This is a genomic window from Psychrobacillus sp. FSL K6-1464, from assembly GCF_038003145.1.
Taxonomy (GTDB): domain Bacteria; phylum Bacillota; class Bacilli; order Bacillales_A; family Planococcaceae; genus Psychrobacillus; species Psychrobacillus psychrotolerans.
Window position 1 is genome coordinate 2,446,523 of the sequence record NZ_JBBOOP010000001.1, and the last position, 15,589, is coordinate 2,462,111.

Annotated in this window: 14 protein-coding genes; 2 read left to right on the top strand and 12 right to left on the bottom strand. The window is 35.3% G+C overall.

Annotated features, from left to right (window positions below; all coding sequences use genetic code 11):
* Window positions 1-99: 99 nt before the first annotated feature.
* The 6 genes from MKX39_RS12345 to sppA form a co-directional block, all read right to left on the bottom strand.
* The gene (locus MKX39_RS12345; RefSeq protein WP_340769720.1) at window positions 100-1,233 is read right to left on the bottom strand and encodes a restriction endonuclease; all 1,134 of its coding nucleotides are present in this window, start codon (window positions 1,231-1,233) and stop codon (window positions 100-102) included.
* Between the two features lie 605 nt (window positions 1,234-1,838).
* Window positions 1,839-3,029: an acetate kinase gene (locus MKX39_RS12350; RefSeq protein WP_340762931.1), complete on the bottom strand. Its 1,191-nt coding sequence runs from the start codon at window positions 3,027-3,029 to the stop codon at window positions 1,839-1,841.
* A 62-nt stretch (window positions 3,030-3,091) separates the two neighbouring features.
* Entirely contained in the window at window positions 3,092-4,033 is a 942-nt protein-coding gene (locus MKX39_RS12355; protein ID WP_245762672.1) for a class I SAM-dependent methyltransferase, read from the bottom strand.
* Window positions 4,034-4,178: 145 nt separating this feature from the next.
* Window positions 4,179-4,685: a thiol peroxidase gene (tpx, locus tag MKX39_RS12360; protein ID WP_093536877.1), complete on the bottom strand. Its 507-nt coding sequence runs from the start codon at window positions 4,683-4,685 to the stop codon at window positions 4,179-4,181.
* A 35-nt stretch (window positions 4,686-4,720) separates the two neighbouring features.
* Entirely contained in the window at window positions 4,721-5,299 is a 579-nt protein-coding gene (locus MKX39_RS12365) for an RDD family protein (RefSeq protein ID WP_340762932.1), read from the bottom strand.
* Between the two features lie 12 nt (window positions 5,300-5,311).
* Entirely contained in the window at window positions 5,312-6,325 is a 1,014-nt protein-coding gene (gene sppA, locus MKX39_RS12370; protein ID WP_340762933.1) for a signal peptide peptidase SppA, read from the bottom strand.
* 104 nt (window positions 6,326-6,429) lie between these two features.
* Here sppA and MKX39_RS12375 point away from each other — a divergent pair, with 104 nt between their 5' ends.
* Complete coding sequence (locus MKX39_RS12375) at window positions 6,430-7,230, top strand: NAD kinase (RefSeq protein WP_340769721.1); 801 nt, start codon at window positions 6,430-6,432, stop codon at window positions 7,228-7,230.
* Between the two features lie 152 nt (window positions 7,231-7,382).
* On the opposite strand, the gene rarD is transcribed toward MKX39_RS12375, so the two are convergent.
* From rarD to ezrA, 6 genes are all read right to left on the bottom strand, one after another.
* A complete protein-coding gene (gene rarD / locus MKX39_RS12380; protein WP_340769722.1) occupies window positions 7,383-8,288 on the bottom strand; it encodes an EamA family transporter RarD in 906 nt (301 codons plus the stop codon).
* 126 nt (window positions 8,289-8,414) lie between these two features.
* The gene (gene mbcS, locus MKX39_RS12385) at window positions 8,415-9,998 is read right to left on the bottom strand and encodes an acyl-CoA synthetase MbcS (RefSeq protein ID WP_340769723.1); all 1,584 of its coding nucleotides are present in this window, start codon (window positions 9,996-9,998) and stop codon (window positions 8,415-8,417) included.
* A 188-nt stretch (window positions 9,999-10,186) separates the two neighbouring features.
* Window positions 10,187-10,390 (bottom strand): alpha/beta-type small acid-soluble spore protein, encoded by a 204-nt coding sequence (locus tag MKX39_RS12390; RefSeq protein WP_093536871.1) that lies wholly within the window; start codon window positions 10,388-10,390, stop codon window positions 10,187-10,189.
* Between the two features lie 82 nt (window positions 10,391-10,472).
* Window positions 10,473-11,675, bottom strand: coding sequence for a tRNA uracil 4-sulfurtransferase ThiI (gene thiI / locus MKX39_RS12395; RefSeq protein WP_340769724.1), 1,203 nt, complete (start codon window positions 11,673-11,675; stop codon window positions 10,473-10,475).
* A 6-nt stretch (window positions 11,676-11,681) separates the two neighbouring features.
* Window positions 11,682-12,815 carry a cysteine desulfurase family protein gene (locus tag MKX39_RS12400; protein ID WP_340769725.1) on the bottom strand — a complete coding sequence of 378 codons (1,134 nt, stop codon included), beginning with the start codon at window positions 12,813-12,815 and terminating at the stop codon, window positions 11,682-11,684.
* Window positions 12,816-12,932: 117 nt separating this feature from the next.
* Window positions 12,933-14,633 (bottom strand): septation ring formation regulator EzrA, encoded by a 1,701-nt coding sequence (ezrA, locus tag MKX39_RS12405; RefSeq protein WP_340762940.1) that lies wholly within the window; start codon window positions 14,631-14,633, stop codon window positions 12,933-12,935.
* Between the two features lie 150 nt (window positions 14,634-14,783).
* Here ezrA and hisJ point away from each other — a divergent pair, with 150 nt between their 5' ends.
* Window positions 14,784-15,581 (top strand): histidinol-phosphatase HisJ, encoded by a 798-nt coding sequence (gene hisJ, locus MKX39_RS12410; protein ID WP_340769726.1) that lies wholly within the window; start codon window positions 14,784-14,786, stop codon window positions 15,579-15,581.
* Window positions 15,582-15,589: the final 8 nt, after the last annotated feature.

Sequence of the window (15,589 nt, forward strand, 5' to 3'; positions counted from 1 at the left end):
TTAAGCTTTGTTTTTCTTCTACCATGCTATAATCTAATTCTTCTTTAACTCACACATACATTAATACCCAAACAGTGTAGCTTCTCCCACTATGCGCAGCTACTCGCCATCAAAATAAGAAAAGTCTATCTCTTTCAAAACTATTTTTTTCTTTATACTTACTCCTATATCATTCTCTATCATTAGTCTTGCAAGTTTTCTTCCACCAATTAATATAATTTTTTTAGATTCAAGACGCTCAACATATTCTTCTGCTCCTTTAGAAAAAGATGATGTTGTTATAAAAATGCCTTTTCTAGCTGCTTTCGCATCCAATGCTCCAGAAAAACTCATAACTTCCGGTCTACCAACCGTATTTTCCCATCTTTTTGCTTGAACATAGATATTATCTAAACCTAGTTTGTCTTCTTTGATTATTCCATCTAATCCACCATCATTAGTTCTTTGTGTTACCTGTCCATCTCCGTAGCCCATCGCCGTGAGTAATTCAACAACAATTGTTTCCAGTCTTCTCCAATGGGCTTTTTTCAATTCATTCACTAACTTATTTACAAGTTCTTCTTCGATCTCCTCGACATTTTCTTGAATTACTTCTATAGGATCAATAACCTTTTCTAACTCTTCAATTTCTTCGTTTATATCCACGTTGTTATTATTTAATAGTTCTATTCCTTCGTTGGTAATTTGATAAGTATGAGTACTTACTTCTTCAATATAACTTTGTTTTTGCAAAGAAAACCTCGATGCTCTCATCCTAGACGTAAAAATAGTTTCCTTACTTTCAGGGTAAGCAATACTTAATTGATCATCAGTTAGTGAAAGATACTCAGCAACACCTTTATTTAACATTGATGCTATGAAGGGTTTTCTATCCCTCATGACATTCAATAAAGGAATAATAAGATCTTTTAATGAAGGGATTGAATCAACTAGAGCTTGTCCTAGTTCGTCTAAAACTGAATATTCTTTAATTATTTTTTCTACCTCATCTACAGTTTCAGGAACGCCTTCTTCCTTAAAAATCTCTAATATTTTCCCTCTGGTGAATCTTTTATCAGAAAGTTGTTTAATGGTAACTAAAACTTTATACGCATTATCATCATACATTTTACTTTTGCCTACCATTTTAGGCGGAACAAATTCTTGAAACTCAGTAATCCATTTCCTACCGGTAGCCTCTGACCACCCTAATTTAGAAGATAATGTACTCTGATTAATATAAGTTTTACTCACTATTACATCTCCATTTATTTGCATATTTTAATAAAACTATAACATGTCTATCACCTGACCTTTCATATAGCCTAATAATCTTTTGCTAATTTATACTCAAGGTTATGTTTTCAAGACTCCATTTTTTATCTAGTTCATTTTTATTTATTATAAAGTCAATTCGTTTGATTGGAGCGGAAGGCGGCGACTCCAGCGGGACAGCGCGAGCTGAAAGCCCCGCAGGAAAGACATTGGGCAAACTTTATTTTGACCAATGTCTTTGCGACGAGTAACCGCAGGAGCATATGTTTTCGCAGTGACGAGGAGATTGGAGCCGTGCCCGCGGAAAGCGACCGCCTGAAGAGGAAATCAATATTAGGAAGATTACACTTTTTTACATTGACTTATATAGATTATTTTCTATAAATGTCTATTAAATTAATCAAATTTTACTTAGGGATAAAACAAATATAAAAAGGAGTAGTTCATCAAATATAGTTGATGAGGCCTACTCTCATTTTTAAAAATTCACTTTTGTATATTGCATAACTATTAGAACTATTACCTTCTATATCCTTTATTTATCCGGATTTAAACTTTACACAATTTGAAATCACTCATTCTAGCTACAATCCCGCTATTCTCACCGTATCTCTAGCAATCATAATCTCTTCGTTTGTCGGGATAACTATCACTTTAACCGGTGAATGCGGGTAGTTGATGAAATTTTCTTTTCCGTTTATTTTATTTAGATCGGGATCCATATACACGCCCATAAACTGCAGTCCTTTTAAGACTTTTTCACGAATAACCTCACTATTTTCACCGATTCCTGCAGTGAAAATAATGGCATCCACACCATTCATACGTGCAGCATAGGAGCCGATGTACTTATGAATTCTATTAGCAAATACATCTAAAGCTAACTGTGCCCGGTCGTTCCCTTTTGTAGCTTCCGTAACGATATCACGCAAATCACTAGAGAATCCGGAAACACCTAGCATTCCTGATTTCTTATTTAAAATATCTAAAATACCTTCTGCATCTTTCCCTGTTTTCTCCATCAAATAAGGGATTAGAGCAGGATCTATATTACCTGACCTGGTTCCCATTGTTACCCCTGCAAGCGGAGTAAACCCCATAGATGTGTCGATAGATTTACCATGGTGAATAGCCGCAATACTTGCCCCATTGCCAAGATGACAGGATATAAATCGAGTTGTTTCCAAAGGTCTGTTTAATAAAATTGCAGCTCTCTCTGAAACATACTTATGGGAAGTCCCATGAAAACCATATTTTCGAATACCATACTTTTCATAATAATTATATGGGATGGAATATAGATAAGAACTTTCTGGCATCGTTTGATGAAAAGCAGTATCAAAAACAGCAACCGCTGGCACATTAGGAAGTTCTTTTTTAAATACTTTTATACCAGTAACGTTCGCTGGATTATGAAGCGGCGCTAACTCCGATAGTTCTTCTAGCTTCTCTAATACTTCAGTTGTTATTAAAACAGAGTCACTGTAAACCTCTCCTCCATGTACAACTCGGTGTCCAATTCCATCAATATCATCTAACGATTCTATTACATTCTTTTCAATTAACATATACATCAATAGTTTTACCGCTTGTTCGTGATTGTCCACCTGTTCAATAATATTTATACGTTCCTCGTTTGTCGTCATTGTAAAAATTGGATTTCCTAGACCAATTCTTTCTATTAATCCTTTAGCAATTACTTGTTCGTCTACCATTTCAAAAACTTGGAATTTTAATGAAGAGCTTCCTGCATTTATAGCTAATATTATTGGCATAAAAAACGCTCCTTCGTTGAACTAGTACTTTAATTGTACCGTTCAACGAAGGAGCTAGCAACTCACTTAGTATTCTCTTCTTGCCAAATTTCGACCTTTTTCAAAAACAGTTCCATAGATTCTTTGTTCATCATGTTTGGAACTTTTGCTAAAAGAACCTCTCTTGGCGCTTTTAAGTCACTGCTTTTCTTTTGTAATATTAGCAAGCTTTTTTCTTGTCCCTTTGTTTTAAAAATAGAAGTTGGAAATTGAATGACTGCTTGAATCCAACCATTTTCCTTGATGAATTCATGAAGCTTCGGTGCTTGTTTCGATTCAAATATAGTATCTGGTACTAGGAAGAAAAGATAGCCACCTGGTTTAACGTGTTTCATCGACTGCTCCATAAACAAGTGATGGGCATACGACATTTCCTCTGTACTATGAAGGAAATAATCTTGAGAAGTTTCCGAATCTGGATAATATCCAACCGGTAAATCACTTACTACAATATCCACAGGATCAATTAAAAGAGGCTTTAATGCATCTTGCCTAAATAACTGTACGTCGTGTGTAAGGAGCTCACCAGTTTGCGCAGCCAATTGAATTAACAACTCATCAATTTCTACACCAAATGCGTAGTTTTCCGTTGGTAGTGCATTCATAATCGTAAATAACAAATTCCCTGTTCCTAGGGCAGGATCTAAAATCGATAGTTCTTTTCTATCCTTAGTCATTTCTTTCACAAAGTAACTTACTAATAATCCTATCGCATCCGGTGTCATTTGATGATTAACCTGAACGGACTTCTTCATTCCTTTTAAGATTGCTAATTGAATTGCTTTGCGTACTTCTTCTTTATCTGCGTCCCGAACAGATGGCACTTTTTTTTCATTAAGCCATAGCTCTAACGCATAAACGACACCTTCTAAATAAGTAGCAGAAGCTTCATTTTCAATATAATTACTCTCTTGATCAATAAACGTAAAAATTTGTTCTACATGTGTATGCATAGTATCCCTCATAGTAAAACCCACTCCTTCTTCAGAGTGGGTTTGCATTTTTTTAAAGATAAGAAAGTATATACTTTTTTACCCTTTATCTGTCTAGCTCCTGCGCCTAACCCTTCAAGTCGCTTCAGACTTGCAACGCTAGGCGCTTGCGCTTTTCTTAGTTCGTTAGTGCTTTTACTGCTTCTAATGCTTTTTCATAATTTGGATGATCTGTACCTTCTCCAACATATTCAACATAAGTTACAACATCGTTTTTATCTACTACAAATACAGAACGAGCTAATAAGCGTAATTCCTGCATAAGTACCCCGTAAGCTTCTCCGAAAGCTGCATCACGGTGATCTGATAAAGTTTGAATTGCATCAGCAGCATTAGCCCCGCACCAACGTTTTTGAGCGAAAGGTAAATCCATCGATACTGTTAAAATTGCTACATCTTCACCTAAACTAGCAGCCTCTTCGTTAAATTTGTTTGTTTGTGTAGAACAAACTCCTGTATCTAGGGAAGGAACTACACTGATTAAACGAATTTTACCAGCAGAATCTTGTAGAGTCACAGGTGATAAATCATTTGCTAGCACAGAAAAGTCAGGTGCCTTACTACCAACTACCACTTCTTTTCCAACTAATGTGACCGGACTATTTTTAAATGTTACTTTTGCCATAATATGTAGCCTCCTTTTTCATTATCTTTATCTTACTAGAATACGTTCGGCTCATGCAACTCTTTTGCAGGAGCGTTCTCATATGTGACTTTCTCTTTTAGATCAAATACGGTCTCATGGACAACAAGCGTATCCGCGATAAAATCATGTACCCCTTGTTTTTTAGGAGTAAAAGCTACCACTAAATAAGGTATATTCAATGGAACAATAGAGATTAAGCGACCAATCCATTCTCTAAATATAACAGTACTCCATTTTAGTTTTCCACCGTCTTTGGATATAACTTTAATACCAAAAATCATCTTTCCTACTGTCTGGCTACAAAGCTTTGTCATCAACACAAAGTATGCGTAAAAAATAGCTGCTGTGATTAATGTAAAAGGCGCATACCATACAGGATTATTTAAGTCTAATGAAAACAACCGAAATATAGGTTTGATCAATAACATACCAACAGATGCCAAAATGAGAATATCTACTGTATATGCCCAAAAACGAATCCAAAAGCCCGCAGCCTTCTGTTCATATTGTGCCGTTCGATGAACAATTACTTGCTGGGTTGCAGAGGTGTTCGCTTGCACATGCTGCTCTTCTGATTGTACAAATTCACTCATCTTAAACCCTCCTTATTCATTCCCGTATAAATACATCATTTTTGGTGAGCTATTTTCTGTGATTAACTTCGCAATAAGCTTGGATTCCAAATCTAAACCTAAGAATGACTGTGCTTTCACAGCAAATAGGGAAGCAAAACTTTGTGAATAGCCATATTCAAATACTTCTGCATCTTGTAAGTCATAATCTGTTTTAATAGATTGAATTACATCCTCTACAAAGCCATATTCATCAGCTAAGCCAGCTTCAATTGCTTGTCGACCATTTAAAATTCGTCCATCCGCAACTTTTTTCACTTCTGCTTCGGTCATATTTCTACCTTTTTCGATAATATCAACGAAGTCCTCATACGAGTCATTTAACATTTCTTGAAGCATTGTTCTTTCAGCTTCTGTCATTTCTCTAGTAGGGCTCATAATATCTTTGTATGGACCAGATTTAATTGTTACAAATTCTACGCCATATTTTTCTGCTAGTTTACCATAGTTAACACTTTGCATAATGACACCAATAGAACCTGTCATCGTCTCTTTGTTCACAAATATTTTATCAGCAGGTGCAGATATATAGTATCCACCTGAAGCAGCCATACTTCCCATAGAAACATAGATCGGTTTCTCAGTTTCTTCTTGAAGTTCAATAATTTCTTTATAAATTTGTGCCGATTCGACAACTCCGCCACCTGGTGAATTTACTTGTAACACAATCCCTTTTACAGTGTCATCGACTTTTGCTTGTTCTAATTGTTGCATGAAGAATTGATGATTATATCCTTCCGCTGCAAAAAGCGAGCTTGCACTTCCAGTATCTTGAATAGTCCCATCTACCGTAAGTACTACGATTCGTTCGTTCATACTACCTTCTTCCAAAACAGTTTCAAAAAACTCTGAGCTAGAAGCAGATGCAAAGTCCTCTAAATACGATGTCCAATCTGTTGAAAAAGCAGTGGAAACAGTATTGACGAAAATAGAAATAAGCAGTAACAGTGATGCTCCTAAAATAGCAAACCAGCGTTTCATATTCATATGTACAATTCCTCCTTTAATACTCCTCTTTACATACGTAAAGAATATCTAAATGTTTCACGAAATGTTAAAATAAATATATACAATAGTAAAGGAGAATGTTTATGCCCTCCAAAAACGCAATATATTTATATACTAAGAATGACACAAAATCTTTGCAAAGAAAAGAAAGTATCGCTGAAGCCATACATACTCATGGTTTTACAGTCGTGGAAGACCCTCAGCTTGCTTCCATAATTGTTAGCATCGGGACGGATGGTTCTTTTTTACAAGCAGTCCGTAAAACAGGATTTAGGCAGGATTGCTTATATGCTGGAATTTCTACAACAGATACGCTAAGCATGTACTGTGACTTTTTAGCGGATGATATAGAAGCAATGGCTGAAGCAGTTCTTACAAAAAATATCCAAGTTCGGAAATATCCTTTACTAGAAATCTCGGTAAATAATGACCCTAAATTTTTATGTTTAAATGAATTTACGATTCGTTCAAATATTATCAAAGCATTTGTACTAGATATAATTATTGACCACAAGCATTTTGAGTCCTTTAGAGGAGATGGTATGGTGATTTCCACTCCGACCGGAAGTTCAGGTTATAACAAGTCACTAAATGGGGCAGTGGTTGATCCTCTTCTACCTTGTATTCAAGTTGCGGAAATAGCTTCTGTGAATAGCAATGATTATAGAACGCTAGGTTCCTCTTTTATATTAAGTGGAGAAAGAACACTAGAACTTCGACTGCATAAAGACTGGAATGATTACCCTTCGATGAGCACAGACAACGAGGCTCTTAGTATTCAGCATGTTGAAAATGTATCTATTTGTTTGAGTGATAAAATCATTAAAACGGTTAAAATGAAAAATAATAGTTACTGGGAAAAAGTGAAAAGATCGTTTTTATAATTTGAACTAGATAGTCCATTTGCTAATTACTTGTTTCATAATTTTATAGCGGATGTTGGTTGGATGTGACGAGCGTCACATCCAACCAGCATCCCTTTTTTATAAAGTTTGTCATTCCGTCACCTGAAATGTAATTAAATGTTGTCGGTATTTCACTTATGAACTTGTACTTTTCTCACTTGCATTATTTTGGAAACCGTAAATAATATTAACGCAAGCCAGATACATGAAAATGATAAAAACTCTATTTTACTAAATGCCTCGTCGTATAAAAATACCCCAACGAGCAGCATTAACGTTGGTGCAATATATTGAAAAAACCCTGACATATACAGTGGCATTGTCTTAGTTCCCTTAGCAAACAAGATCAAAGGCACGGCAGTTGCAACACCCGTGAAAATGAGTAGGATGGCAGTAGGAGCATCGGTATTAAAAAATACCGCCTTGTCTGATACTACTAAATAGACAAAGTATACGAGAGCAACAGGTAAAACAAAAAAAGTTTCAATCGTTAATCCTCTTAATGCATCTATTTTAATACTTTTCTTAATCAGACCATATAAAGCAAATGTTATGGCAAGCGTAAAAGCTATCCACGGAATTCCACCGTAAGAAACAGTTAGAATAATCACTCCTACAGCAGCTAGTAGTACAGAAAACTGTTGTGCTCTGGATAGTCTTTCTTTTAAAAATACAATCCCCAATAATATAGAAAGAAGTGGGTTTATATAATACCCCAAACTTGTTTGTACGATATAACCTGCGTTTACTGCATATATGTATGTAAACCAATTTCCTGATACAAGATAAGAAGCTAGAAATAGCCCCCAAAAAGATTTTTGATTAGCCCATAAATCCTTCAAATCTAATCTCAGCTGATTTAAATTTCTACCTACAATTACTAACATGAAGGTAAAAATGAATGACCAAATTACTCTACCTGAAAGTATTTCATCACTAGAAACATGCTCTAATAACTTCCAATAAATTGGCATGAAACCCCAAAATACATACGCCAGTACTACAAATATGATTCCTTGTTTTTCTTCTGAACCCAATAAAAGCACCTCTTTACTTTGTAACTCGAAATATTAAATCATTATATTGCTTTAGAGCATTAAAGTAAATAAGAAAACACGAAGAGGTATGATCTCTTCGTGTTTTTAAACCATTTTAATTAATTTTTATGATCGACTTTTACTCTGTTCTTTTTGTCGTAAATCTAATCTTCTAATTTTCCCAGATGTTGTTTTTGGTAATTCGTCGATAAATTCAATTTCTCTTGGATATTTATAGGGTGCGGTTATTTGTTTCACATGATTTTGTAGTTCTTTTATTAAATCCTCAGATCCTGCTAAGGATGCATCACGTAACACAACAAATGCTTTAACAATGCTGCCTCTTTCCGGATGCGGCGCCCCAATTACTGCACATTCTTGAACAGCTGGGTGTTTTGTCAATGCGTCTTCTACTTCAAAAGGTCCAATTGTATAGCCTGAGCTAATAATAATATCGTCTCCTCGCCCTTCAAACCAGAAGTATCCATCTTCATCTTTTTTCGCTCGGTCACCTGTAATATAATAATCTCCTCTAAATTGCATAGAGGTTCTTTCAGGATCTTTTAAGTACTCTTTAAATAGTGCTGGCGTTTCAATATGAACAGCTATATCTCCAACTTCTCCAGTAGCACAAATCTTCCCTAAATCATTGATAATTTCCACTGTATTACCAGGTGTTGGTTTGCCCATGGAACCAGGTCTTGCCTCCATGCCCTTCATCGTTCCAACAAGCAATGTATTTTCAGTTTGGCCATAGCCATCTCGGACCTCTAGACCAAATACTTTTTCAAACGTTTCAATTACTTCTCTATTCAATGGTTCTCCTGCAGAAACAGCACTCTGAAGCGAAGAAAGATTATACTCGTTTAATGTATCTACTTTAGCCATAATCCGGTACTCAGTAGGTGTACAACAAAGAATATTTACTTTTTGCTCTTGAATGATTGTTAAGTATTTTTTGGGTTCAAATTTACCGTTATATACATAACCAATTGCTCCGCTACCCAGTGTCGCTAAGAATGGACTCCAAATCCATTTTTGCCAGCCCGGACTTGCTGTAGCCCACACTACATCTCCTTCTTGTATTGCCAACCAGTTCGGCCCAGAAGTGCGTAAATGTGCAAACGCCCATCCATGGGTATGGACTACACCTTTAGGATTTCCGGTAGTACCACTCGTATACGATAGGAATGCCATGTCATCCCTTAGCGTATCAATTGTTTGAAATTCATCTGATTCGGCTTGTATTTCTTCCGTTAAAGATATCCAATTGTCTTTCTTATTACCGATTACTAATAATAGTTGCTCGTCTAAATTCCGAACATCTTCAAATTGATCTAAAAATGGTTCGTATGCAATAATTGCCTTCGCTTCACTATGTGTCAAGCGATATTCAATATCCTTTGCGCGAAGCATTTCGGAACTTGGGATAACAACTAGCCCGGCTTTTAGTGCACCTATATAAATTTCATAAGCCTCGATTAACCGTGGTACCATTATTAATACCACATCTCCTTTTTGGAGACCTTTACGGGTAAAAAGATTAGCTATCTTATTAGCTCTCTGTATTAAATTTTTATATGTACTTTTTTTCTGCAGACCATCTTCAGATTCCCATATTATAGCTAACTTTTCATCGTCTACTGCATACTTTTCGAACTCAGTAATGAGATTATAATGTTCTGGAGCAATTAAATTTTGATTATTCATTTGATTTCCTCCTTTATAATATTTTAATTATAGAGGAAAATTAGCCACTTTGGTTAATAAAATTTAAATTTTCAGATAGTATACAACTATTATTGATGAATTTGGCAGAGTTCATATTGTTCGGTTGGAATGAACACCTAAATATTTAAAAAAACCGGCAGCTTAGGCTACCGGTTTTCTTAATTCACTTATTTTTGGAATCCGTTCATTTGTTGTTGGGCTTGTGCAACTAATCGCTTAGTAATTTCTCCGCCTACGGATCCGTTGGCACGCGATGATGCTTCACCACCAAGTTGTACTCCAAACTCTTGAGCGATCTCATATTTCATTTGATCAAGTGCTTGTTTTACTCCAGGTACTAGAAGTTGATTTGAGTTGTTGTTGTTTGGCATGTTCCTCACCTCCTTGTGAAATTAGATTGTTCATTTTCATCTAATTCATACATGGAGGATAAAAGGTATATTTTGTCATTTACTATAGGAGGTTTGAAAAATCATTAGCCTTCTTCATAGGGAATGAAAGAATCTCTCTATTTTGCACTGCTTCTGTTATTAATTCATCAAAATCCTTAAAGCTCTCGTAGTATTCCACTTTCTCGAGTTTAGGTTTAGTTTTTGGACAAGATGGTGTAAAGATAGTACAACAATCCTCGTAAGGCAAGATGGAAGTTTCGTAAGTCCCTATTTCCCGGGCAATATCAATAATATCAAGCTTATCCATAGAGATTAGTGGTCTGAAAATTGGCGTAGACGTAACTGCATTTATTGCAGTTAAGCTTTCCAAAGTTTGACTTGCTACCTGACCTAAGCTTTCCCCAGTAACAATTCCTAATGCTCCTATTTCTTCTCGAACAAGATCAGTAATTTTCATCATTAACCGTCTAGTCGTAGTCATGGATACATTTTCAGGTATTTGAGCTTGTATACTTTGTTGTATATCTGTAAAAGGTATGACATGTAGTCTTACAGTCGCACCAAAATGACTTAACTGATTGGCTAGATCCATTACTTTTTCCTTCGATCTTTCACTTGTGAACGGTGGACTATGAAAATGTATTGCATCGAGGCGAACACCACGTTTTAATAACATGTATCCAGCTACAGGACTGTCAATCCCTCCTGATAACATAAGCAACGAACGACCATTTGAACCTAAAGGCATTCCACCTGCTCCAGGAATAACCTGTGCCATCATATATACTGCATCATTTAATACTTCAATACGTAAATCTATTTCTGGTTTCTTCATTTGAACTTTTAAACTTGGGTATTGTCTTAATACATTACTTGCTACGACACTTTGTAACTCGTATGTATCCAGTGGAAAAAACTTATCTGAACGTTTTACAGTAACACGAAACGTTTTATCTTGACTGTCTAAACTATCCATAATTTGAAGTGCAGTTGCTTGAATATCATCCATTTCTTTAGAACAAGAAGCTACTGGACTAAACGATTGAATCCCAAAGATTTTAGGTAATCGTGTTATTAGTGCCTCAATTTCCGAATCATCAGTTGATGTTAAAAACATGCGATCTCTTTCCGCTTGTATTTTAATATTTGGCAAATCAACAAATGAAAACCTAATATTATTTCGTAAATGTGAAATAAATTGCTTTCTATTTTTCCCTTTCGTTGATAGTTCACCATAACGTACTAATATTTTTTCCCATTTCATCCTATTTTAATCTCCTTTAATTACATTCATGACACGCTTGAATACAATTTTAAATTGGTCTATTTCTTGTTGGTTATTAAGGGTACTAAGGCTTACTCTCAATACGCCTTTTATATAATCATCCGAAATATGCATAGCCTTTAGTACATGACTTGTTTTTGTTTGTCTGGAGGAGCATGCACTACTAGTGGATACAATGATATCCTGTTCCTGCAATGCATTAATCATTACTTCACCTTTAACTTTTTGCACCGAAAATGTAACTATATGTGGTGCTTTTTTTGCTGGAGATATTACCTTAACAGAAGGAAAAGTATTTAAATATACCATCAAATCGTCAGAAAGTGTTTGTAATTTTAAAATGTTGTTTTGTAAGTCTGTTACAGCTAATCTTATCGCTTTCGCTGTAGCAACTGCCAAAGGTACGGAGGTTGTACCACTTCGAATACCCGATTCCTGTCCTCCACCGTATATTATCGGTTCTATTTCTATGAATTTTTTTAATGCAAGTAATCCCGAGCCTTTTAAACCGTGTATTTTATGAGAAGAGATCGTAATAGCATCAATATCCAAGATTTTAAAGTCAACTGGAATTTTCCCGAAGCTCTGAACAGCGTCCATGTGAATAAGCGCTCTGCTTTGTGCTCTAACAATTTTAGAAAGTTCTTCTATTGGTTGTATAGCACCTGTTTCATTGTTCACGTGCATAACACTAACCAATATAGTATCTTTTCGAACCAGTTTTTCTAGTGTATCCAATATAATGATGCCCTCTGAGTTGACGGGAATCCACTCAACGTCAAACCCTATTTCGCTCAATTTTTTAGCTGTTTCTATAATAGAAGGATGTTCAATCTCAGAAATTAATACATGCTTCCCTCGTTGCTTATATTTATGAGCTAAACCGAATATCGCTAAGTTATTGGACTCCGTTCCCCCAGATGTAAAAAATATTTTTTCATTTGACGTTTTCAATATGTCTGCAATTTGTTCTCTAGCAGATTGTAACAATTCATTTGTCTGATGTCCAAATGTATGAATTGATGCAGGATTTGCCCAAAATTTTTCGTTCACAGCGACGAACGTATTTAATACCTCTGAGTGTACTTTGGTCGTCGCACTATTATCTAAATAAATCATTTCAATAACTCTCCTTTTCGGAAAAAAACCACCGTCACATAGTGAGGTGGTTCACGTTTGTATACAAAATATGATTTTCAAACATCTCAATTTCATACTGTTCTTTAAATCGTTTGATTATGTACGCCAAGCGTCTTCCTTCACTAATGTATCAATTTTCTTTAATGCTCCCGGTTCTACCTCTTCGACAGCTGTCGCTGCATCCTCAAGAGCCTTAGAATATCGCAGTTGCCTAAACGCTTCCTCTGCTTCTAACAGTTTTGCATGAACTTGCGGGTGACTTGCACGATAGCGATTACCATATTGAATAATTTTTTCTGTTAGTAAAACATTTTCAAGCATTTCTTTTGCTCTGCTATGTACTTCTTCCATACAAGCCTCTGCTTTTTCTAAGTAATTATCTACTAGAGACATATTTAAAGGTACTTCTTGTAGACTTTGCATTGCTACATAAATGTGCTCTTCTGCTTCTTCTAAACGAACGTCCATATCTTCTGGGATTCCAGGTATATTGGCTTTTTGTAACATACGATCGGTATCATGTAATAAATCCTTTAGTTCATCCAACTTTTCACGTGCATTATTTTCATCTATTCGAAGATTTTTCAATCGATTTGCAAATCGGTCTTGTTCTTCATATAGTCGATCAATTTCTTCAGCAATTTCATTTAACTCTTCTTGTAGGCTTGAGTACGCAGATTGCTCTTCTTCTACGCGACTGGAAAGCAATTCATACTTTTTCTCTAATTCCTCTAGCTCTTTTAAACAACTTTGGGGAATTTCCGCCTCTTTTTCTGGCAGACGATAGCTCTGTTGAACATACGCAGCTTCTTCACTAACAGCTCGTGTAACAGTAGTAACTTCTCGTAAGCGAGAGCCTGTTTGCTCTTTATATTGATCCACATATTTTTTCGCAAGCACTTCTTTTTCCAGTAAATCATAAAATGTATCTAATTCATCTTTTAACTCTTCCACTCTGCTCATTGTTTTCCCGACATGCAATTCAATAATTGCTTGTTTTAATTCCACAAGTTCAGCTTCTATGGAGTCTAATTTTTGATTCATTTCGAGATGCTGTAAGTAGTAAGAACTCTCTTCCATCTCTTTTTGTCCATTACGCAACTCATGAATAATGGCTGGTATTTTATGTTGGATATCAGATAATACTGTAGGAATATCATGTAATTTAGGGAAGAATTTTTGGCCATCTTCTTGGACAGTAATAACTAGTTCACGTGCACTTAAATAGTTACCTGTATCCGTTAGTCGATCGAACTCATCAAACAGTGGAATGAAAGACTCCAGCTTTTGTTCCAACGCCTTCACTGCTTCTCCAAATGAATACTGATGTGCAAGAAGTGTTTTTCTAGCTGCACGATGTTGATCTTTTAATTGTTCCATCTCGATACGGTTTTTTTCTTCACTACCTATTAAATCTTCGAGTTCGATTAAAATTTCGGACATTTTCTTATCACAAAGTGTTATCAATATTTGAATTTCTTTTTCAATTTTAGTCGCTTTCGGAAATATAAATCTATCTATACTTTCTTCTGCGTCAAATAAAAGAACATCGATTTTTGGCATATGCACATCCATTACTTCTGTCCATGCATTTCTCCATCTTTCAAACATTTCCTCGGTTTGCCCATTCATATTCAGCTGTTTTACTTTTGTCATTTCTTCTAAAATCGGTTTATTTTGAATTTGATGTTTCTCATGTTCTAATCTTTCTATTTCTACGTTATGTTTTCGTCTTATGATAAATGCAAAAATTGCAATTCCTAAAAGTATAATAACTGCTGGGATGATATACTTCATCGTAAGCCCCCTGTTCCAAATTCAAAAAGTTCTATTTCCAATACTACTCTATATCTTACCATGCTTTTTATGTTATTGTTTCATAAACAAGAGAAAAACTGTTAATTCTTTTTAAAAATTATATTTCTATAGTTTGGAGGCTGATTTTTATTGAAAAAGGATGGGCATATCCACACACCTTATTGTCCACATGGAACAGAAGATTCCTTTCATCTGTATATTGAAAAAGCCATACAAAGTGGTTTTGACACCATTACATTTACAGAACATGCTCCTCTACCTTTAGGTTTTATAGATCCCACCCCTGATAAGGATAGTGGAATGAGCATGACCCATTTAGAGTCTTATATTACCAAGTTACAAAAGTTAAAAAAAGAATACAAGAAAGATATTGTTATTTCTACAGGCTTAGAAGTTGATTTTATATCTGGGTTTGAACAAAATATTACTTCTTTTTTAAATACATATGGAAAATATTTAGATGACTCTATTTTATCTGTTCACTTTTTAAAATTTGAAAATGACTATACTTGTATTGACTTCTCTAAATCTACATTCACAGAATTTGTCGAACGGCTTGGAAGCCCAATGGCTGTGTATAAATTGTATTATAAAACATTGATAGATTCAATAACGAGTAATCTGGGCGACTATAAACCACGGAGAATAGGTCATATTACGTTAGTGCATAAATTTCAACATACACTTACGGAAGTAGTACAAGACCATGAAGATATAGTAAATATTTTAAAAGAAATCAAATATCAACAGCTAGAACTGGATGTTAATACCGCTGGATTAGCTAAGCCATATTGTTTAGAAGTGTATCCTCCGCTTCCTTATATAAAGCTTGCGAAGGAACTAGAAATCCCTCTTGTTTTTGGGTCAGACGCACATCAAGCAAAAGATCTACATCAGTTTTATAATAATATAAGTAACTTTCTATAGAATGGAGA

Coding starts and splice junctions, on each gene's coding strand:
- MKX39_RS12350 (WP_340762931.1), bottom strand. CDS start 3,029: ATGCCAATAATATTAGCTATAAATGCAGGAAGCTCTTCATTAAAATTC.
- MKX39_RS12355 (WP_245762672.1), bottom strand. CDS start 4,033: ATGAGGGATACTATGCATACACATGTAGAACAAATTTTTACGTTTATT.
- tpx (WP_093536877.1), bottom strand. CDS start 4,685: ATGGCAAAAGTAACATTTAAAAATAGTCCGGTCACATTAGTTGGAAAA.
- MKX39_RS12365 (WP_340762932.1), bottom strand. CDS start 5,299: ATGAGTGAATTTGTACAATCAGAAGAGCAGCATGTGCAAGCGAACACC.
- sppA (WP_340762933.1), bottom strand. CDS start 6,325: ATGAATATGAAACGCTGGTTTGCTATTTTAGGAGCATCACTGTTACTG.
- MKX39_RS12375 (WP_340769721.1), top strand. CDS start 6,430: ATGCCCTCCAAAAACGCAATATATTTATATACTAAGAATGACACAAAA.
- mbcS (WP_340769723.1), bottom strand. CDS start 9,998: ATGAATAATCAAAATTTAATTGCTCCAGAACATTATAATCTCATTACT.
- MKX39_RS12390 (WP_093536871.1), bottom strand. CDS start 10,390: ATGCCAAACAACAACAACTCAAATCAACTTCTAGTACCTGGAGTAAAA.
- thiI (WP_340769724.1), bottom strand. CDS start 11,675: ATGAAATGGGAAAAAATATTAGTACGTTATGGTGAACTATCAACGAAA.
- MKX39_RS12400 (WP_340769725.1), bottom strand. CDS start 12,815: ATGATTTATTTAGATAATAGTGCGACGACCAAAGTACACTCAGAGGTA.
- ezrA (WP_340762940.1), bottom strand. CDS start 14,633: ATGAAGTATATCATCCCAGCAGTTATTATACTTTTAGGAATTGCAATT.